Annotated in this window: 16 protein-coding genes; 9 read left to right on the top strand and 7 right to left on the bottom strand. The window is 66.4% G+C overall.

Features of this window, described 5'->3' with window-relative positions; genetic code table 11:
- Nucleotides 1-18 precede the first annotated feature (18 nt).
- Nucleotides 19-1,506: an LCP family protein gene (locus A5779_RS25160; protein ID WP_064886451.1), complete on the bottom strand. Its 1,488-nt coding sequence runs from the start codon at nucleotides 1,504-1,506 to the stop codon at nucleotides 19-21.
- A 67-nt stretch (nucleotides 1,507-1,573) separates the two neighbouring features.
- Between A5779_RS25160 and rfbD the strand changes: the two genes are divergently transcribed.
- Genes rfbD through manB form a run of 3 tightly spaced genes read left to right on the top strand, consistent with a single transcriptional unit; the run spans nucleotide 1,574 to nucleotide 4,423 of the window.
- The gene (rfbD, locus tag A5779_RS25155) at nucleotides 1,574-2,455 is read left to right on the top strand and encodes a dTDP-4-dehydrorhamnose reductase (protein ID WP_064886450.1); all 882 of its coding nucleotides are present in this window, start codon (nucleotides 1,574-1,576) and stop codon (nucleotides 2,453-2,455) included.
- Nucleotides 2,452-3,342: a glycosyltransferase family 2 protein gene (locus A5779_RS25150; RefSeq protein WP_064886449.1), complete on the top strand. Its 891-nt coding sequence runs from the start codon at nucleotides 2,452-2,454 to the stop codon at nucleotides 3,340-3,342. The genes rfbD and A5779_RS25150 overlap by 4 nt, the downstream gene beginning before the upstream one ends.
- Before the next feature lies 1 nt (nucleotide 3,343).
- Complete coding sequence (gene manB / locus A5779_RS25145; protein WP_064886448.1) at nucleotides 3,344-4,423, top strand: mannose-1-phosphate guanylyltransferase ManB; 1,080 nt, start codon at nucleotides 3,344-3,346, stop codon at nucleotides 4,421-4,423.
- Nucleotides 4,424-4,503: 80 nt separating this feature from the next.
- Here the strand turns inward: manB and A5779_RS25140 are convergent, their stop codons facing one another.
- Entirely contained in the window at nucleotides 4,504-5,853 is a 1,350-nt protein-coding gene (locus A5779_RS25140; protein ID WP_064886447.1) for a hypothetical protein, read from the bottom strand.
- Nucleotides 5,854-6,017: 164 nt separating this feature from the next.
- Here A5779_RS25140 and A5779_RS25135 point away from each other — a divergent pair, with 164 nt between their 5' ends.
- Nucleotides 6,018-6,365 carry a DUF732 domain-containing protein gene (locus A5779_RS25135; protein WP_064886446.1) on the top strand — a complete coding sequence of 116 codons (348 nt, stop codon included), beginning with the start codon at nucleotides 6,018-6,020 and terminating at the stop codon, nucleotides 6,363-6,365.
- Here the strand turns inward: A5779_RS25135 and A5779_RS25130 are convergent.
- Genes A5779_RS25130 through cofD form a run of 3 tightly spaced genes read right to left on the bottom strand, consistent with a single transcriptional unit; the run spans nucleotide 6,362 to nucleotide 9,248 of the window.
- Nucleotides 6,362-6,910: an NUDIX hydrolase gene (locus A5779_RS25130; protein ID WP_064886445.1), complete on the bottom strand. Its 549-nt coding sequence runs from the start codon at nucleotides 6,908-6,910 to the stop codon at nucleotides 6,362-6,364. The genes A5779_RS25135 and A5779_RS25130 overlap by 4 nt on opposite strands.
- Nucleotides 6,907-8,262 (bottom strand): coenzyme F420-0:L-glutamate ligase, encoded by a 1,356-nt coding sequence (locus A5779_RS25125; protein ID WP_064886444.1) that lies wholly within the window; start codon nucleotides 8,260-8,262, stop codon nucleotides 6,907-6,909. Before A5779_RS25125 ends, A5779_RS25130 begins: the two co-directional genes overlap by 4 nt.
- The gene (gene cofD / locus A5779_RS25120; RefSeq protein WP_064886443.1) at nucleotides 8,259-9,248 is read right to left on the bottom strand and encodes a 2-phospho-L-lactate transferase; all 990 of its coding nucleotides are present in this window, start codon (nucleotides 9,246-9,248) and stop codon (nucleotides 8,259-8,261) included. The genes A5779_RS25125 and cofD overlap by 4 nt, the downstream gene beginning before the upstream one ends.
- Nucleotides 9,249-9,542: 294 nt before the next feature.
- Here cofD and A5779_RS25115 point away from each other — a divergent pair, with 294 nt between their 5' ends.
- The gene (locus A5779_RS25115) at nucleotides 9,543-9,947 is read left to right on the top strand and encodes a WhiB family transcriptional regulator (protein WP_064886442.1); all 405 of its coding nucleotides are present in this window, start codon (nucleotides 9,543-9,545) and stop codon (nucleotides 9,945-9,947) included.
- A gap of 43 nt (nucleotides 9,948-9,990) precedes the next feature.
- On the opposite strand, the gene A5779_RS25110 is transcribed toward A5779_RS25115, so the two are convergent.
- Nucleotides 9,991-10,413: a metallopeptidase family protein gene (locus tag A5779_RS25110; RefSeq protein ID WP_055111971.1), complete on the bottom strand. Its 423-nt coding sequence runs from the start codon at nucleotides 10,411-10,413 to the stop codon at nucleotides 9,991-9,993.
- Nucleotides 10,414-10,544: 131 nt separating this feature from the next.
- Here A5779_RS25110 and A5779_RS25105 point away from each other — a divergent pair, with 131 nt between their 5' ends.
- The 4 genes from A5779_RS25105 (at nucleotide 10,545) to manA (ending at nucleotide 14,767) form a co-directional block, all read left to right on the top strand.
- The gene (locus A5779_RS25105) at nucleotides 10,545-10,964 is read left to right on the top strand and encodes a DUF3499 domain-containing protein (protein ID WP_055111973.1); all 420 of its coding nucleotides are present in this window, start codon (nucleotides 10,545-10,547) and stop codon (nucleotides 10,962-10,964) included.
- 117 nt (nucleotides 10,965-11,081) lie between these two features.
- Nucleotides 11,082-12,470 carry a phosphomannomutase/phosphoglucomutase gene (locus A5779_RS25100; protein WP_064886441.1) on the top strand — a complete coding sequence of 463 codons (1,389 nt, stop codon included), beginning with the start codon at nucleotides 11,082-11,084 and terminating at the stop codon, nucleotides 12,468-12,470.
- Complete coding sequence (locus A5779_RS25095) at nucleotides 12,467-13,537, top strand: hypothetical protein (protein WP_064886440.1); 1,071 nt, start codon at nucleotides 12,467-12,469, stop codon at nucleotides 13,535-13,537. The genes A5779_RS25100 and A5779_RS25095 overlap by 4 nt, the downstream gene beginning before the upstream one ends.
- Before the next feature lie 3 nt (nucleotides 13,538-13,540).
- Nucleotides 13,541-14,767, top strand: coding sequence for a mannose-6-phosphate isomerase, class I (gene manA, locus A5779_RS25090; protein WP_064886439.1), 1,227 nt, complete (start codon nucleotides 13,541-13,543; stop codon nucleotides 14,765-14,767).
- Here manA and A5779_RS25085 read toward each other — a convergent pair.
- Complete coding sequence (locus A5779_RS25085; RefSeq protein WP_064886438.1) at nucleotides 14,764-16,164, bottom strand: FAD-dependent oxidoreductase; 1,401 nt, start codon at nucleotides 16,162-16,164, stop codon at nucleotides 14,764-14,766. The genes manA and A5779_RS25085 overlap by 4 nt on opposite strands.
- Nucleotides 16,165-16,309 lie beyond the last annotated feature (145 nt).

Here is a 16,309-nt window from a genome sequence, read left to right as displayed (position 1 = left end):
GGTTTTACTCGAGGACGATCAGTTCACGCACTTGGGATCGTCCGAACCTGCATTGAGGATCGGCGACGGCGGTGGTGGCGGGGTCTGTTCGCCGGTATCGCTGTAACTGTCGCCGGCCGCGGCCGGATCCACGATGCCCGCGCCTGAGGTCGGATCCATGCCGTCGGAGCCGGGGCCGGTGTAATCCGCGGCCAGGACCACCCGTACCGCACCGGGTGGCAGCGACGAATCCTCGTTCACCGGCAGCCCGCCGAGATCCTTGGACACCGCCTGGGCGCCGAGGTCATCGCTCTTGGCGGCCAGCACCTGGCTGGACGCGGGCGGGGCGCCCTCGTGGTTACCGGTGGCACCGGGCACGAATCCCTTGTTGCCCAGTACCTGTGACACCGCGGCCGCCAGGCCGTTGATGTCGGTGCCGTTGACCACCTCGACGGTGGTGTTCTCCGGTGAGTAGCTGAGTTGTTCGGTCTTGCCCTGGTCCTGGTCCTGCAGCAGGCTCGACACCCACTGGTGGACCTCGTCGGGATCCACCCGGACGACGCTCTGCATGCCGTCGTCGCTCCAGCCGTCCTCACGCAGGATCGGGATGGTGGCGAACGCCACGCTGCCGGCTGCAAGCTTCTGCAGCTGTTCGACGAAATTCATGATGTCCCAGCCGTCGGAGATCACCACCGAGCGCTGCACGGCATCCTGCAGCCGACCCAGCGTTCCCGGGCTGGACAGCGTCTTGCTGGAGATCACCTCATGGGCCAGCGACGCCATCACCGACTGCTGGCGGGTCACCCGGTCGAGGTCGCCGCGCGGCAGGTCATGACGTTGCCGAACGAAGCTCAGTGCCTGCGGGCCGTTGAGTTTCTGCCAGCCGGCGGGAAAATCGGCACCGGAGAGCGGTTCGTAGACAGCATCTTTGAGACAGACATCGACGCCGCCCAGGGCATCGGTGATCAGCGCGAAGCCGAGTAGTCCGATTTCGGCGTAATGGTCCACGGTGACGCCGGTCAACGAGGCGACCGTCTGGATGAGCTCCTCGCGAGCGGCTTCGGTGGCCTTGGGCTCGGCGACCGCCGGATCCTCGCCCTCGACCTCGACGAGCTGCTTCATGCGGTCGAGCTTGACGTCCCCGAACACGCCGTTGATCTTCATCTTTCCCCAGCCCGGTGCTTCGACGTACGAATCGCGAGGGATGGAGATGGCGGTGGCCGACTTCCCGTTGTTGGGGATGCGGATCAGGATGATGGTGTCGGTATTGGTCGAAACGTCGTCACCGGCGCGCAGGGTGTCCAGCTCTTCCTGCGACAGCGGGTTGCCGTGGGCGTCGGTGCGGCTGTCCATCCCGACCAGCAGGATGTCGATGGCGCCGTCCTCACCGCCGCCGCCGAGCGCCGCCGAGCTGATGTGGTTGATGCCGGATTCGAACGAGCGGATCTGGGACCAGGCCACCCCTGTTCCGAGCACCACGGCCGACGCCGTGGCGACAGCAAGGGAGCGAAGGAGGGGGATGCGCACGTGCCCAGGCTACTTGCGGCCTGGACGTGAGCCGGGTAACGCGGACCGGCGTGCCAGACTCGGTCGCATGGCGCAACGGATTGTGATCACCGGGGCCGGCGGCATGGTCGGCCGCGTATTGGCTGATCAGGGACGTCGTGAGGGTCGTGACGTGCTGGCCCTGACCTCTGCCGATTGTGATATCACCAACGTCGACACAGTTCGAGGGTTCGTCGAGTCCGGCGATGTGGTGATCAACTGCGCGGCATACACGCAGGTGGACGCCGCAGAAACCGACCAGGACCGGGCCCACGCGGTCAATGTCGTGGGCCCGGGCAACCTCGCTACGGCGTGTGCCGGCGCCGGCGCCGCGCTGGTGCACATCTCCACCGACTATGTATTCGGCGCCGCGCAGCGTCGCACCCCCTATGAGGTCGACGACCCCACCGGGCCGGTCAACATCTACGGCCAGACCAAACTGGCCGGGGAACAGGCGGTGCTGACCGCCAAACCCGATGCGTACGTCGTTCGCACGGCATGGGTGTACCGCGGTGGCGACGGGAAAGACTTCGTGGCGACCATGCGCAGGCTGGCCGGCGGCGACGGCCCCGTGGATGTGGTCGCCGACCAGATCGGGTCACCGACCTACACCGGCGACCTGGTGACGGCTCTGCTGCAGATCGCCGACGGCGGTGTGCGACCCGGCGTGTTGCATGCCGCCAACGCGGGGTCGGCCAGCCGGTTCGACCAGGCGCGAGAGACCTTCGCGGCCGTCGGTGCCGATCCGGAGCGGGTCCGGCCGGTCGGGAGTGACCGTCACCCGCGGCCCGCGCCGCGCCCGGCCTACACAGTCTTGTCCGCGCGCCGATCCGCCGAAGCGGGCCTGACCCCGCTGCGCGATTGGCGGGAAGCCCTGGCAGCGGCGGTTGGAAAAGAGAGCCCGTCCGGCCCGCTACCCTCTACGCCGTGACTGAGGATGCGGCCCGCCCGCTCGTGGTGGTGACGGTGACGTACTCGCCGGGTCGACACCTGGACCGTTTCCTGGCCTCCCTCGCCCTGGCCACCGACCGTCCGGTGACGGTCGTGATGGCTGACAACGGTTCAACGGATGGCGCACCCGAGCAGGCCGAGAAGCGCTACCCGAACGTGCGCCTGCTCCGAACCGGCAGCAATCTGGGTTACGGCAGCGCCGTCAACCGCGGCGCCGAGCAGATCTCGGATGCGGAGTGCCCGGAATTTTTCATCGTCGCCAACCCCGACGTGCAGTGGGGCCCACGTTCGATCGACCTGCTGCTCGACGCGGCGAAGAGGTGGCCGCGCGCGGGGGCGCTCGGACCGTTGGTCCGCGATCCCGACGGTTCCGTCTACCCGTCGGCGCGCCATCAGCCGAGCCTGGTCCGTGGCGGCATGCATGCCGTGGTGGGCCCGTTCTGGAAGTCGAATCCGTGGACGGCGGCCTACCGCCAGGACCGGCAGGACCCGAGTGAGCGCGAGGTCGGCTGGCTGTCCGGTTCCTGCCTGCTGATGCGCCGGGCCGCCTTCGACGCGGTCGGGGGGTTCGACGAGCGCTACTTCATGTATATGGAAGACGTCGACCTCGGTGACCGGATCGCCCGGGCCGGCTGGCAGAACGTCTACGTCCCGACGGCGGAGGTGCTGCACCACAAGGGGCACTCCACCGGCCGTGACCCGGCGCGCAACTTGGCCGCCCATCACCGCAGTACCTACACTTTCTTGGCTGATCGATACCCGGCGCCCTGGCAGGCGCCGTTACGGTGGACAATTCGGGGCGCGCTGGCAGCACGTGCGGGCCTGGTGGTCGGTAGTTCACGACGTAAACAGGCGAAAGGGCACTGACGTGATCAATCCCGCGGAGGTGGACGCCGTCGTCCTCGTCGGTGGACGAGGCACCAGGCTGCGGCCGCTGACCCTCTCGGCGCCCAAGCCGATGTTGCCGACGGCGGGCGTGCCGTTCCTGACCCATCTGCTGGCCCGGATCGCGGTGGCCGGCATCAAACATGTCGTGATGGGCACCTCGTACAAGGCCGAGGTTTTCGAGGAAGCTTTCGGTAACGGCTCGGATCTGGGGCTGGAGATCGAATACGTCACCGAGACCGAGGCTCTCGGCACCGGTGGCGCGATCGCCAACGTGGCCGACAAGCTGCGCTACGACACGGCTATGGTGTTCAACGGTGACGTGCTGTCGGCGGCCGATCTCGGCGCGTTGCTCCAGTCCCATGACACCCACCAGGCCGACGTCACGCTGCATCTGGTGCGCGTCAGCGATCCGCGGGCGTTCGGCTGCGTGCCCACCGATGCCGACGGGTTCGTGACCGCGTTCCTCGAGAAGACTCAGGATCCGCCGACCGACCAGATCAATGCGGGCTGTTATGTGTTCAACCGCAACGTGATCGACGAGATCCCGCGCGGACGGGCCCTGTCGGTCGAGCGCGAGATCTTCCCCGAGGTGCTCTCCCGCGGACTGAAGATGTGCGGGTATGTGGACGCCTCGTATTGGCGGGACATGGGCACGCCGGACGATTTCGTCCGCGGCTCTGCCGATCTGGTTCGTGGCATTGCGCCGTCGCCGGCGCTCAACGGCCAGCGTGGTGAGTCACTGGTCCACGAAGGTGCGGCGGTCGCGCCGGGCGCCTTGCTGATCGGCGGTACCGTGGTGGGCCGCGGAGCCGAGATCGGTGCGGGCGCCCGCCTCGACGGCGCGGTGATCTTCGACGGGGTGCGCGTGGAAGCCGGTGCGGTGATTGAACGTTCGATCGTGGGCTTCGGTGCCCGTATCGGTCCGCGCGCACTGATCCGCGACGGCGTGATCGGCGACGGTGCCGACATCGGTGCGCGCTGCGAACTGTTGCGTGGTGCCAGGGTGTGGCCCGGGGTGTCCATCCCCGACGGCGGCATCCGGTACTCCACCGACGTCTGAGATTGCGGCTACTGCGCCGAAACTGCGCTTTCTGACGAGAATCGGCGGAAATGCGTCATAAACCGTAGCCTCGGTGGTGCTCAGCCCGTCTTGTGCAAGTCGGAGTCGGCAGGTGCATATTCGGCACCTCCGCCGAATATCCCTGAGGGCGTCGCTGTTTCGATGGTAGCGGCCTCGTCCATCCCGCCCGCCGGATCGTCGAGAGAGGTTTTGGTGCCCAGAAGCGGTACCAACATCGGCGTCGTGAACACGGGGTGGTCCACCACGGTGGAGATCCTCAGCACCGGGTGGTCGGAGACCAGTTCTTCGATCGCACCCCTGGCCGCGAATTGCGTCTCGGTGCAGAGCGCCTGGCCACCACCCACCCAATCATGCAGCCGGCGTGCCTCTTTCAGGAACGCTTCAATGTCCTCGGTGTAGGATTTCTTGGGTTCGTAGCAGGTCCGGGTGTCCTGCACAGCGCGGCGGGTCACGGCGACGATGCTGACACCCATCTGGACCAACCGCACAGTCTGCGGGTTGATATCGAGAATCATCTGCGCGCCTGTGGTGGACCCGGGCGTCAGGAACTTCCCAGCGGCGCCGATGCTGCCCGCATACAGCAACTTGGAGTCGCTGGGCAGGACCGGGATCTGGCGGTAGTCGCCGATCATGCTTCCCACCGGATCCAGGTACGAGGCAACCGTATTGGTGGTCGCAGGCTCCTCCGGGACCCCGAACGGGTATGCCCTTATCCGCATGACGCCCGCCGGGATGTCGACCGCCACCGAACTGCGATTATGGATGGTGAGGTTGGCGGACAGGTGGATGATCGAACCCGAGGAACCCACTGGAGTCAGTTCGGCTTGCACATCGACCAGGGGAAGTGAACGCGCAGGCAGGTAGTCCGATTGCAGCCAGAACTGGACCAGTCCCAACACCGGGAACAATGCGACGACTGCCACCGCGCCCCGGTTGATCGCTCCATGGGTGTACCTGGCCAGGTAGACCATCCAGAAGAGAGCAACCGCGCCGAAGACCAGCGCCGTCCCGGTGATACCGATCAGTTGCCGGACCGGGCTGCGCTCGTCGACGAGCCACACGTACGCCGCCAGACAGACCACGAAGATCTGGCTTGTCATCGCCGTGAGGAACGCGCTCGACGATTTTCTCAGTATCGCGCCGATCGCGAGCGCGCATGTGATCCCGATACCGAGAAGCAGTGCGGCACCTAACAGATCCCAGGCTGAACGGGTCAGCGTGGCGTCCCAGACCGCGAGCCAGAGAACTACTGCGGTCTGGACAGTCAGGCAGATAAGCAGCAGAGCCTCTGTGACCCGGGGGCGGACACCCAGCGGGGTTTCGACTTGCGAAGTCTGCTGCTCCGGCGTCTTGTCGCCATTCTTGCCGCCGGCGGAGTCTTCGGCAGGGGATTCGATCTGCAGGCTCATGGTTCCTCCCACCCGTATTTCCGTGGCGTATCAACGGTAGGGAGATCGGGCCCAGCAGCGCTTGAGTAGTCGACTACCTAACTTCGGCGGCCTCTGGCGCCGAAAAAGTGTGTTTGCCGGACCCCCGGCGGCCTTAGGCTTCTATCGGCAGAAGGGGAGGGGTCATGTCCAACGGCATGTTCAACGTATTGCGGCGCAATGGGGTGGCGCCGCTGGCGGCTCTGGTGGTGCTCGGAGGGGTTCTGGGGATCACCGCACCGGAGGCGGTGGCTTGGCCCATCCCGCTGACCGGGGAAGACAACACCTACCTCAAGGCCACGCGCGGGGTGTTCCCCGGTGACGATGACCAGTTGCTGATGGTGGGCCGGGAGATGTGCCGCCTGCTCTATACCGGTACGCCGGCACAGGCGGTGATCGATCAGATGGCGGGCCAGTACGGCGCTGCTCCGGATCAAGCCGCAGTTGCACTGCGCGCGGCCCGTCGGTCCTACTGCACGCAGGCGCCGCGCTAGGGGGCTCCGGTCACGGTGCCGGCAAGCTGGGTCAACCCGAAGTCGGTACCCTCGGGCAGCGCCTCCAACGGCCACCACCGTAGATCCAAAGACTCGTCACTGCAGGCGATCTCGGCACCTTCCGGGGCCCTTACCACGAACTGCATGTCGAGGTGGCGGGTCGGTACCCCGAGCGAGCAGGTGACCGGGTGCACGTGCAGCGCGGCCAGTTGTGTGTCGATGATCAGCCCGGTGATCCCGGACTCCTCGGTGGCCTCGCGCAACGCGGCGGCGCGAATGTCGGAATCTGTTTCCTCACAATGCCCGCCGAGTTGCAGCCAGCGGCCGAAGCGCGGATGCAGGGTGAGCAGTGTCTGGGTGCCGGTATGGTCGACGACCAGCGCCGAGGCGGTGATGTGACCGGGAACGCACGCCCGGAGACAGGCATCGGGACGGGCAGCCAGAAATGACAGCACCGCATGTCGCAGCGTGTCCTGACCGGGATCGGCTGTCTGCCACTGCGTCAACACCTCGACGGCGGAGGCGTGCAGGCTCTCGGCGCTCACTTCACGACCAGCAGGCCGTCGGTGGGCACCGGGTCGCGGGGAGGCTGCGGATCGGCGGGGTGACCGATCGCGATGGCCCCGAGGGGCTCCCAATCCGGCGGGAGATCGAGCACGGAACGGACCAGATCGGCGGCGAAGATCGTGGATCCGATCCAGCAGCTGCCCACCTCACGCACCGCCAGCGCCACCAGCAGGGCCTGCACCGCCGCGCCCACGGCGACGGTGAACATGGTGTGTTCGGCCTGCGTGCGAGCTTCGTCGGGATAGCTGTGGGCACCGTCGGGAACCATGAACGGAATCACCAGTTCCGGAGCGTCGTACAGGATCTGACCGCGGTTCAGTCGCCGCTCGACGGAATCGGGATCTCGGCCGTCGCTGCTCAGATCGTCCCGCCACTTGTCTTTCATCCGGTCCAGGAGCCGGACGCGGGTGGCATCGTCCTGCACCCAGACGAACCGCACCGGACGGGTGTGGTGCGGCGCGGGTGCGGTCAGCGCCTCGCCGATGGCGGCTTCGATGAGCGCGTGGTCGACGGGCTCGTCGGAGAACGCGCGCACCGAGCGGCGCAGCAGCTGAGCCTGGCTGCGTCCCAGCTCGATCGACTCGGCTGTGCCGAGCCAGAACAGGTCGTCCTCGCCGGAGCGCAGCAATGTGGCCGCGTTCGACCCGTCGTCGGTCAGCTCAAGCCCACGCACGACGGCGACGGGGATCGCGGTGAGCTTGCCCTTCACCAGATCCGCTGCGGCAGCGATCTCGTCGGCCACGGCCACCTCGGTGACCAGCAGCTCATTGCCGTGCCGGTCGCGCGCTCCGGCGTAGCCGTGGAGAACGGTGAGCCCGGACGCGCCGATCGCGAAATCGGCCTGGCCGTTGCGCCAGGCGCGGCCCATGGTGTCGGTGATCACGATGCCGACGGCGACGCCGAGTTTCTCACGGAGGCCGACACGTAGTGCCTGCGCGCTGCCGTCGGGATCGACCGGCAGCAGCGCCAACTCGTTCGAGTCGACGTTGGAGCCGTCGACGCCGGCGGCGGCCTGGACCAGCCCGATCGCGTTCTCGGTGATCAGCGTCCGACCCTTGCGGGCCAGTACCCGAACCGCCTCGCTGTCGATCAGCTTGCGCCGCAGGGTATCCCGCTCTTCCGGATCGGAAGGAGCGGTGACGATGCGGCCCTCGCACTTGGAGACGACCTTACTGGTGACCACCAGTACATCACCGTCGCGCAGCCAAGGTGCCGCTTCGGCGAGAACGGTGGCCAGGTCATCTCCGGGGCGGAACTCAGGAAGCCCTGCCACCGGCAGGATCTCGACCTTGTCGCCGGAGCCGTGTTCGGTGTTCACAGCAGTGCTCACAGCACAACGCCGGCCAGGTCAAGGCCGGCCCGCACCATCTCGGCGGTGGTCGACGGGTCGGTCATCAGCAGTGGCACCGCGCGCACCTGAACCCCCTCGATGTCGGCCTCATCGCCCTCGTGTATCAGCCAGCCGTCCAGGATTCCGGTGCCCGACCGGGCGCCGAAATGCCGGCCGACGGCCTGTGACGTGGATTCCACACCGATGATGGACAGGCACTCATCGGCCATGCCGCGCAACGGTTTTCCATTGATGATGGGGGAGTAGCCGACCACCGGCGCCTTGGTCGAGCGCAGCGCGCCGCGGACGCCGGGAATCTGCAGGATCGGTCCGATACTCACGACGGGATTCGACGGCGCCAGCAACACCGCATCGGCGTCGGTGATTGCCTCGGCGACGCCCGGCGCGGCGGTTGCCTGTTCCGCCCCGACGAACGCAAAGCTGTGTGAGGGCACCTGCGCGCGGTGACGCACCCACCACTCCTGGAAGTGGATGGCCCGCCGTTCCCCGTCCGCGGGGTCGGTGATGACCACGTGGGTCTCGCTGCGGTCGTCGGTGACGGGCAGCAACCGCGCCCCCGGTGACCAGCGCTTACACAATGCCTCGGTGACCTGTGACAGTGGGTAGCCGGCGCGCAGCATCTGGGTGCGAACCAGATGGGTGGCCAAGTCCCGGTCGCCGAGTCCGAACCAGTCGGGTTGCACACCGTAGGCAGCGAGTTCTTCCTTGGCGTGCCACGTTTCATTGCGGTGACCCCAGCCGCGTTCGGGGTCGATTCCGCCACCCAGCGTGTACATGCAGGTGTCGAGGTCCGGGCAGATGCGGACGCCGTGCATCCAGGCGTCGTCACCGACGTTCACGATCGCGGTGAGTTCATGTTTTTGCTTGCTGTCGGTCCCGGCGAACTGGCCGAGGCCCAACAGGTGCTGTACGCCCAGCAAAAACCGGGCGCCTCCGACGCCGCCGACCAGAACGGTGATCTTCACAACGTCCGACCCTAAGCGTTGAGAGCGTGCGGATGGAAACGACGTCGTCACGGGCAGGACACGCCGATGTCGCGACGCGCCGATTTGACATTACGAGATGGTATGAATTCGCGTCCTGGCGCTTGACCCTGGCAGCTAACACGTGTGTAATCACAGATGTGTCATTTCCCGGTTGGTGACCTATTCCGGTGTCGCGGACCGAGATTCGATCAACTGTTCGAATGGGGTGACCGCACATCGCAGTAGTGGGGCTCCACTTAGGATCTACGAGACCGAGTGAGGAGGCGGGGGATAATGTCTTATGAGAGCGGCGATTTCGATCATGTGGTCCGGTTTGACGATCGGCTACTCGGCTCGGTAGACAACGCACCGCACATCAACGTGGGACCGACACCGCTGGGGGCGGCCGGACGTCCTCAACTGAGTCTGGTTCCGGTGAGTTCGGTTCCCGAACACATTGATGTTGATCCGGAAGACGAAGACGACCAATGGCAGGAACGTGCGCTGTGCGCACAGACCGACCCGGAGGCGTTCTTTCCGGAGAAGGGCGGGTCTACCCGCGAGGCCAAGCGCATCTGCCTAGGCTGTGAAGTCAAGGATGCCTGCCTGGAGTACGCGCTCGCGCACGATGAGCGCTTCGGCATCTGGGGAGGATTGTCCGAACGGGAGCGTCGCCGCCTCAAGCGCGGCATCATCTGACGCTCTCCGGTGGAGCGCTCATCGCACGATGTAGCGCTCGACGTCAGTCGTCGTCGATCGTTGGGTCGATGACTGACGGTTCAACTCCCAGATAGGTGGCCACCTGTGCCACCAGGATTTCATGCAGCAGGTCAGCTAGCTCATCGGATCCTTTGACCCGGCGCTCGATGGGCTTGCGGAACAAGACAATTCGAGCCCGGGTCGCATTTCCTCTGACATCAACCCCAGCAGGTATCAACCGCGCCAGTGCGATCGGTCCGTCGGCGATGACCTCGGGCGGCCATTGCACGCCCTCGGGATCTTTCGGAGACATCCGCGGAATCTCATCCACCGCGACATCGAGTTCTTTGATCCGCGCCGCCCACCGACGCTCGATCGGCTCATAGGCTTCCAGTACTGCCATGTCGAACCGCTCGCCCCGACTACGCCAGCCGGGAACCGAGCGCGGCAGCAGCGGTCCGCGCATGTCGCGGCCGCGACGCGATCGCCATGGGTTTCGCTGGGCCACGGCGATGATCGTAACGGTTCGGGATCGGGGACCCGACGGCTGCGCGTGTCCGGCACCGCACAGCGACCGTCCAAAGTAATCTCTGTTGCGTGAATGTTCCCCGTCGCTGCTGCCGGCCCGGGTGCCCGCACTATGCCGTGGCGACGTTGACTTTTGTCTACTCCGACTCCACGGCGGTGGTCGGACCCCTGGCCACGGTGTCTGAACCCCACTCCTGGGACCTCTGCGTCGGCCACGCCGGCCGGATCACGGCACCGCGAGGCTGGGAGTTGGTCCGTCATGCCGGCCCGCTGCCCACCCACCCCGACGAGGACGACCTCGTCGCACTCGCCGACGCCGTGCGTGAAGGCCAGCCCGGTGCGGTTCCCCACAGCGGGGTGGTGGCCGGATTCTCCGATCCCTCCACCGGTGTGGGGGCCAGTGCGGTGATGGCGCCGCAGGCGCGTCCCGCCGAGACCAACGGCCGCCGTCGCGGGCACCTGCGGGTCTTGCCGGACCCCGACAACTAGTACGGACTAGCCCTGATTAGATCCTGATTAGACGACGACCGGCCCAAGAGTAGTGAACGTGTCGGCGCCGCCCGACGGTTAGGCTGGCGCCAACGATCCCGTTTCACAAGGAGCTATATGTCTAGGCCAGCGGCGGCTGTTCACGATGTCATCAAGGCCTATGACGTCCGTGGTCTGGTCGGTAGCCAGATCGACGAAGCGTTCGTGGCCGACGTCGCCGGTGCGTTCGCTCGCCTGGTCCGCGCCGAGGGCGCCACACAGGTCGTGATCGGCTATGACATGCGAGAGAGTTCGCCGACGCTGGCGGCCGCATTCGCCGACGGCGTGACAGCCCAGGGCTTGGATGTGGTCCGCATCGGGTTGGCCTCCACCGATCAGCTCTACTTCGCCTCGGGCCTGTTGGACTGCCCCGGAGCGATGTTCACCGCCAGCCACAACCCGGCCGCGTACAACGGGATCAAACTGTGCCGCGCCGGAGCCAAACCGGTTGGTAAGGACACCGGACTGTCCACGATCTCCGACGAGGTGATTTCGGGGGTGCCTGCCCACGACGGCCCGCCCGGTGTGATCTCCGATCGCGATGTGCTGGTGGACTACGGCACCTTCCTCCGCTCCCTGGTCGATCTGGCCGGGCTGCGTCCGCTGCGCATCGCAGTGGACGCGGGCAACGGAATGGCCGGCCACACCACGCCTGCGGTGCTCGGGCCGATCCCGGGGGCCACGATTCTCCCGTTGTTCTTCGAACTCGACGGCAGCTTCCCCAATCACGAGGCCAACCCACTGGATCCGGCCAACCTCGTCGACCTGCAGGCCCACGTACTGGCCAGCGGCGCCGATATCGGCCTGGCGTTCGACGGTGATGCCGACCGCTGCTTCGTCGTCGACGAACTCGGCCGTCCGGTCTCGCCGTCGGCGGTGACGGCATTGGTGGCCGCCCGTGAGCTCAAGCGGGAAATCGGTGCCACCGTGATCCACAATCTGATCACCTCGCGCGCTGTTCCCGAGTTGGTGATCGAGCGCGGCGGCACTCCTGTGCGGTCCCGGGTCGGGCACTCCTACATCAAGGGCCTGATGGCCGAGACCGGCGCCATCTTCGGCGGAGAACACTCGGCGCACTACTACTTCCGTGATTTCTGGGGCGCCGATTCCGGCATGCTCGCGGCCCTGCACGTGTTGGCCGCCCTGGGCGAGCAGGATCGTCCGCTGTCTGACTTCATGGCGGACTATCAGCGCTATGAGGCCTCCGGCGAGATCAACTTCACCGTCAGCGACGCGCCGGCCTGTGTCGATGCCGTGCTGAAGTCGTTCTCCGGTTCGATCCAGTCCATCGACCACCTCGACGGCGTCACCGTCGATCTCGGCGGTGGCAGCTGGTTCAACCTGCGCACGTCGAATACCGAACCGCTGCTGCGTCTGAACGTGGAAGCACGCACTGCCGAGGACGTCGCCGCGCTCGTCGACAGAGTTTTGGGACAGATCCGTGGGGTGAGCGAGCCGGTGCCGTGAACGCCGTGGACGCCACGGTCGACCTGGACGACGGTGACGGACTTCTGGCCGCCGACCGCAACGGTCTGCTACGGGCGGCGGCCATGGCGGGCGCCCAGGTTCGGGCGACCGCCGCGGCAGTGGCCGAAGGAGTGCTCGACCCGCTGCACGCCGATCATCCTCCGCGGACGGTGATTTGGGTTGCCGGTCGCGGCGCTGCCGAGAATGCAGGCGCCATGTTGGCCGCCGTTCTCGGCGCATCGATCGCCGCCCCCATCGTGGTGGCCGCCGAGACCCCGCCGTGGCTGGGGGCACTCGACGTGGTGATCGTGGCCGGTCACGATCCGGGTGATCCGGCTCTGGTGAACGCGGCGGCCACCGGGGTGCGTCGCGGGGCCCGGGTGCTGATCGTGGCGCCGCACGAGGGCCCGTTGCGTGATGTCGCGGCCGGACGCGCGGTGGTGCTGGCACCCAGGTTGTGGGTTCCCGACGACTTCGGACTGACTCGATACCTGGCCGCGGGTCTGGCCGCGCTGCAAGTGGTGGATCACGGTATGCGCGTGGATCTGGCCGCGCTCGCAGACGAATTGGATGCCGAGGCCCTTCGCAACAGCGCCGGACGGGACCTGTTCACCAACCCGGCCAAGACCCTGGCCGAACGGATGTCGGACAGGGCGGTCGTGCTGGCCGGTGACAATCCGGCCACCCTGGCGCTGGCCCGGCACGGGGCGACGGTGATGCTGAGGCTGGCGGGTGAAGTGGTGGCCGCCGCCGGACTGGGTGACGTTCTCGCTGCGATCGGCAGCGGCGCGGTCGCCCACCCTGAGGCCCGGTCCTTGTTCCACGACGAGGAGATCGACGGACCGCTGCCGCGCCGCATGCGTACGTTCGCCTTGATCACCGATACCGAACGACAACTGGTGGGGGCGAGGGTCAGCGGCTTCGACGACATCGTGATGATCGGTGCCGAGGATGTGCCGGACCAGGCTGGGACGACCCTGCCGGTGGGGCGCCCGGAACAACAACTGGCGGTTCTGGCTGTCCGCTTGGAGATGACGGCCGTGTATTTGAAACTGGTTCGAGGATAAGACGTGCATCTGCTACGGGGAGCGGTGCGGACCTATGCCTGGGGTTCGCGCACTGCAATCGCTGATTTCACCGGAAGGCCCAGTCCGACAATCCATCCGGAGGCCGAGCTGTGGCTCGGCGCACATCCGCAGGACCCGGCGTGGCTACAGACCGAACACGGTGAAGAGTCGTTGCTCCAGGCCGTTCAGGACGACCCCGAGGGGCAACTGGGCAGCGTGGCGATCGGCAGATTCGGCGATGCGCTGCCCTTCCTCGTGAAGGTGCTGGCCGCAGATGAGCCGTTGTCGTTGCAGGCCCATCCAAGTGCCGCGCAGGCGAGGGAGGGCTTCGACCGCGAGGACCGACTCGACATCCCGGTGTCCTCACCCGTCCGCAATTATCGTGACCGGAGCCACAAACCCGAATTGCTGGTTGCTTTGGGACAATTCGATGCACTGGCCGGATTCCGCCCGGTAGACCGCACGGTCGAGTTGATGCGTGCGCTGGCGGTCTCGGATCTCGATCCATTCATCAACCTGCTGTCGGATCAGTCCGATGCCGACGGGTTGCGGGCCCTGTTCACCACCTGGATCACCGCGCCGCAGCCCGATCTCGACGTGTTGGTGCCGGCCGTTCTCGACGGGGCGGTCCACTATATCCGTTCCGGGGCAAAGAAATTCGCAGCCGAGGTCAAGACGGTGCTGGAACTCGGTGAACGATACCCCGGCGATGCCGGGGTGTTGGCCTCCCTGTTGCTGAACCGCATCAGCCTGGGACCCGGCGAGGGCATCTACCTTCCCGCCGGAAATCTGCACGCCTATCTGCATGGTGTCGGCGTTGAGGTGATGGCCAACTCGGACAACGTGCTGCGCGGCGGGCTGACCCCGAAGCACGTCGACGTGCCGGAACTATTGCGGGTGCTGGACTTCACCCCGACGCCGGAAGATCGGCTGCGGTCGGAAACCGTCACGGAGGGAACGGAAACCATCTATCGGACGCCCGCGCAGGAATTCGCGGTGTCGGCGCTGACGGTCGACGGTGAGCACCTCGGTGACGAGATCGACGTGCACTCCCACCACGATGGTCCGCAGCTGCTGTTGTGTATCGAAGGCGCCGCCGTGATCTATGCCGACGACGACAAGCTGACGCTGCAACGTGGCGCGGCGGCGTGGGTGGCGGCCGAGGACGGTCCCATCCGGCTGACCGCGGCCGAGCCGACGAAACTGTTCCGCGTGACGATCGGGATCTAGCCGGCAGATCGGCCGCGGGCGGTAACCGACTGCTCGGAGCCATTGGGGCGCCGGCGGCGTTCGGCCAGCCACGCCTTGATGTTGTGGCGGATCGCACGTCCGACGATCCGTGGGGGTGGAGTGAGCCACAGGCTGTCGAGCATGCTCGTACGCCGCAGAAACCACTCGGCCAGAACGGGATCCGTTTCGGCTGCGCCGAGGAACTGGTTGAAGAGACCGAACAACGGGCTGTACCAGAAGGCCTTGTCGCCTTCCGCCCCGTGCTTCACCTGATCGGCAACCGAGTTCATCATCCACACCGGGTAGGTGGTTTTCGCGGTGCGCCGTGCCAGTCGGCGAACCAGATCTTGGGTTCCTTCGGCGAGCACCTGGCGCAGATTGGCCGCCTGCACGGTCGACATGGTCACGCCCTGCCCGTACGTCGGATTCAAGCTGACCACCGCATCGCCGAACGGAAAGATCCCGTCAGGGAACCGGTCCAGTTTGTCGTAGCGCCGCCACTTGGCCACCGGATAACGGTGAAAGTTCATGTCACCCACCGCTTCACCGGCGCGCAACGCCGTCGCAAGGTGCGGTGGCAGCGCGGTGCCACCAAGTTGTTTGATGCCGGCGAAATCGCTCGGTGGCTCGGCCTTGGCGACACCGAACGCGGTGACCGTCCAGATGCCATCCTCGTGGAACAGCATGCCCATACCAAGACCGCTGTCATGCGCCGCACTGACGACGACCATTTTCTCGTTGATCAGCTCCGCGGGGATACGGACCCGCTGTGACGCGTACGTGACCCCGACTTTGATCGATTCCTCGGGCGGTCGCTCGTAGCCCCACTGTTCCAACCACACCGGCAGCCGACTGCCGCGGCCGGAGGCGTCGACCACCATGTCGGCCGCAACCTGTTCACCGTCGTCGAGCACGAGGCCGGTGACCCGTTCGGTACCGGGGTCGTACTGCGGTTCGCTCACTCCCCGTCGCAGGATCTGCACGTTGGGCAATCCCGACACCCGTCTGCGAATCTGCCATTCCAGCTGTCCGCGGCTGGGCACGTACGCGGTGAAGTTTGACTCGAGCGTCTGTCCGGTGCCGAGCAGGTGCCCGCCGGCCTCGAAGTGGATGGAGGACGGTCGGTTCTCCACCACCGGAACGTTCGCGGCCACCATGTCGACGAGCAATCCGGGAAAGAGGGCCTCCAACTCGTCGGCCCCGCGAGCCATCAGGAGGTGCACATGTTGGCCCTGCGGTATGGCGCCGCGGTTGACGGGCTGATCCGGCAGCTCGTCACGCTCGTACAGGGTGACGAGGCCGTAGTGATCGGCGAGGACCCTGGCCGCGCACAGCCCGGCGATGCTGCCGCCGATGACAACGGCGTGGGTCGCGAGGGTTCTGGATGAGCTGTGCATTAGATCGACACGGTACTGGGCCCACGGCGTCCGGCGCACAAAAATCAGAAGCAGCGTCAACTGTAACGACGGGCCACGCGTCCTCGATTGGGGAGTGTGCTCCTGGGTGTCCGGGTTTGGGCCTGCGCTGCGCTGCAGGCACGGT

This window comes from Mycolicibacterium peregrinum, from assembly GCF_001665625.1.
Lineage (GTDB): Bacteria > Actinomycetota > Actinomycetes > Mycobacteriales > Mycobacteriaceae > Mycobacterium > Mycobacterium peregrinum_B.
This window is presented reverse-complemented; position numbering and strand designations above follow the sequence as displayed.

Coding starts and splice junctions, on each gene's coding strand:
- rfbD (WP_064886450.1), top strand. CDS start 1,574: ATGGCGCAACGGATTGTGATCACCGGGGCCGGCGGCATGGTCGGCCGC.
- A5779_RS25140 (WP_064886447.1), bottom strand. CDS start 5,853: ATGAGCCTGCAGATCGAATCCCCTGCCGAAGACTCCGCCGGCGGCAAG.
- A5779_RS25135 (WP_064886446.1), top strand. CDS start 6,018: ATGTCCAACGGCATGTTCAACGTATTGCGGCGCAATGGGGTGGCGCCG.
- A5779_RS25115 (WP_064886442.1), top strand. CDS start 9,543: ATGTCTTATGAGAGCGGCGATTTCGATCATGTGGTCCGGTTTGACGAT.
- A5779_RS25110 (WP_055111971.1), bottom strand. CDS start 10,413: ATGCGCGGACCGCTGCTGCCGCGCTCGGTTCCCGGCTGGCGTAGTCGG.
- A5779_RS25100 (WP_064886441.1), top strand. CDS start 11,082: ATGTCTAGGCCAGCGGCGGCTGTTCACGATGTCATCAAGGCCTATGAC.
- A5779_RS25085 (WP_064886438.1), bottom strand. CDS start 16,164: ATGCACAGCTCATCCAGAACCCTCGCGACCCACGCCGTTGTCATCGGC.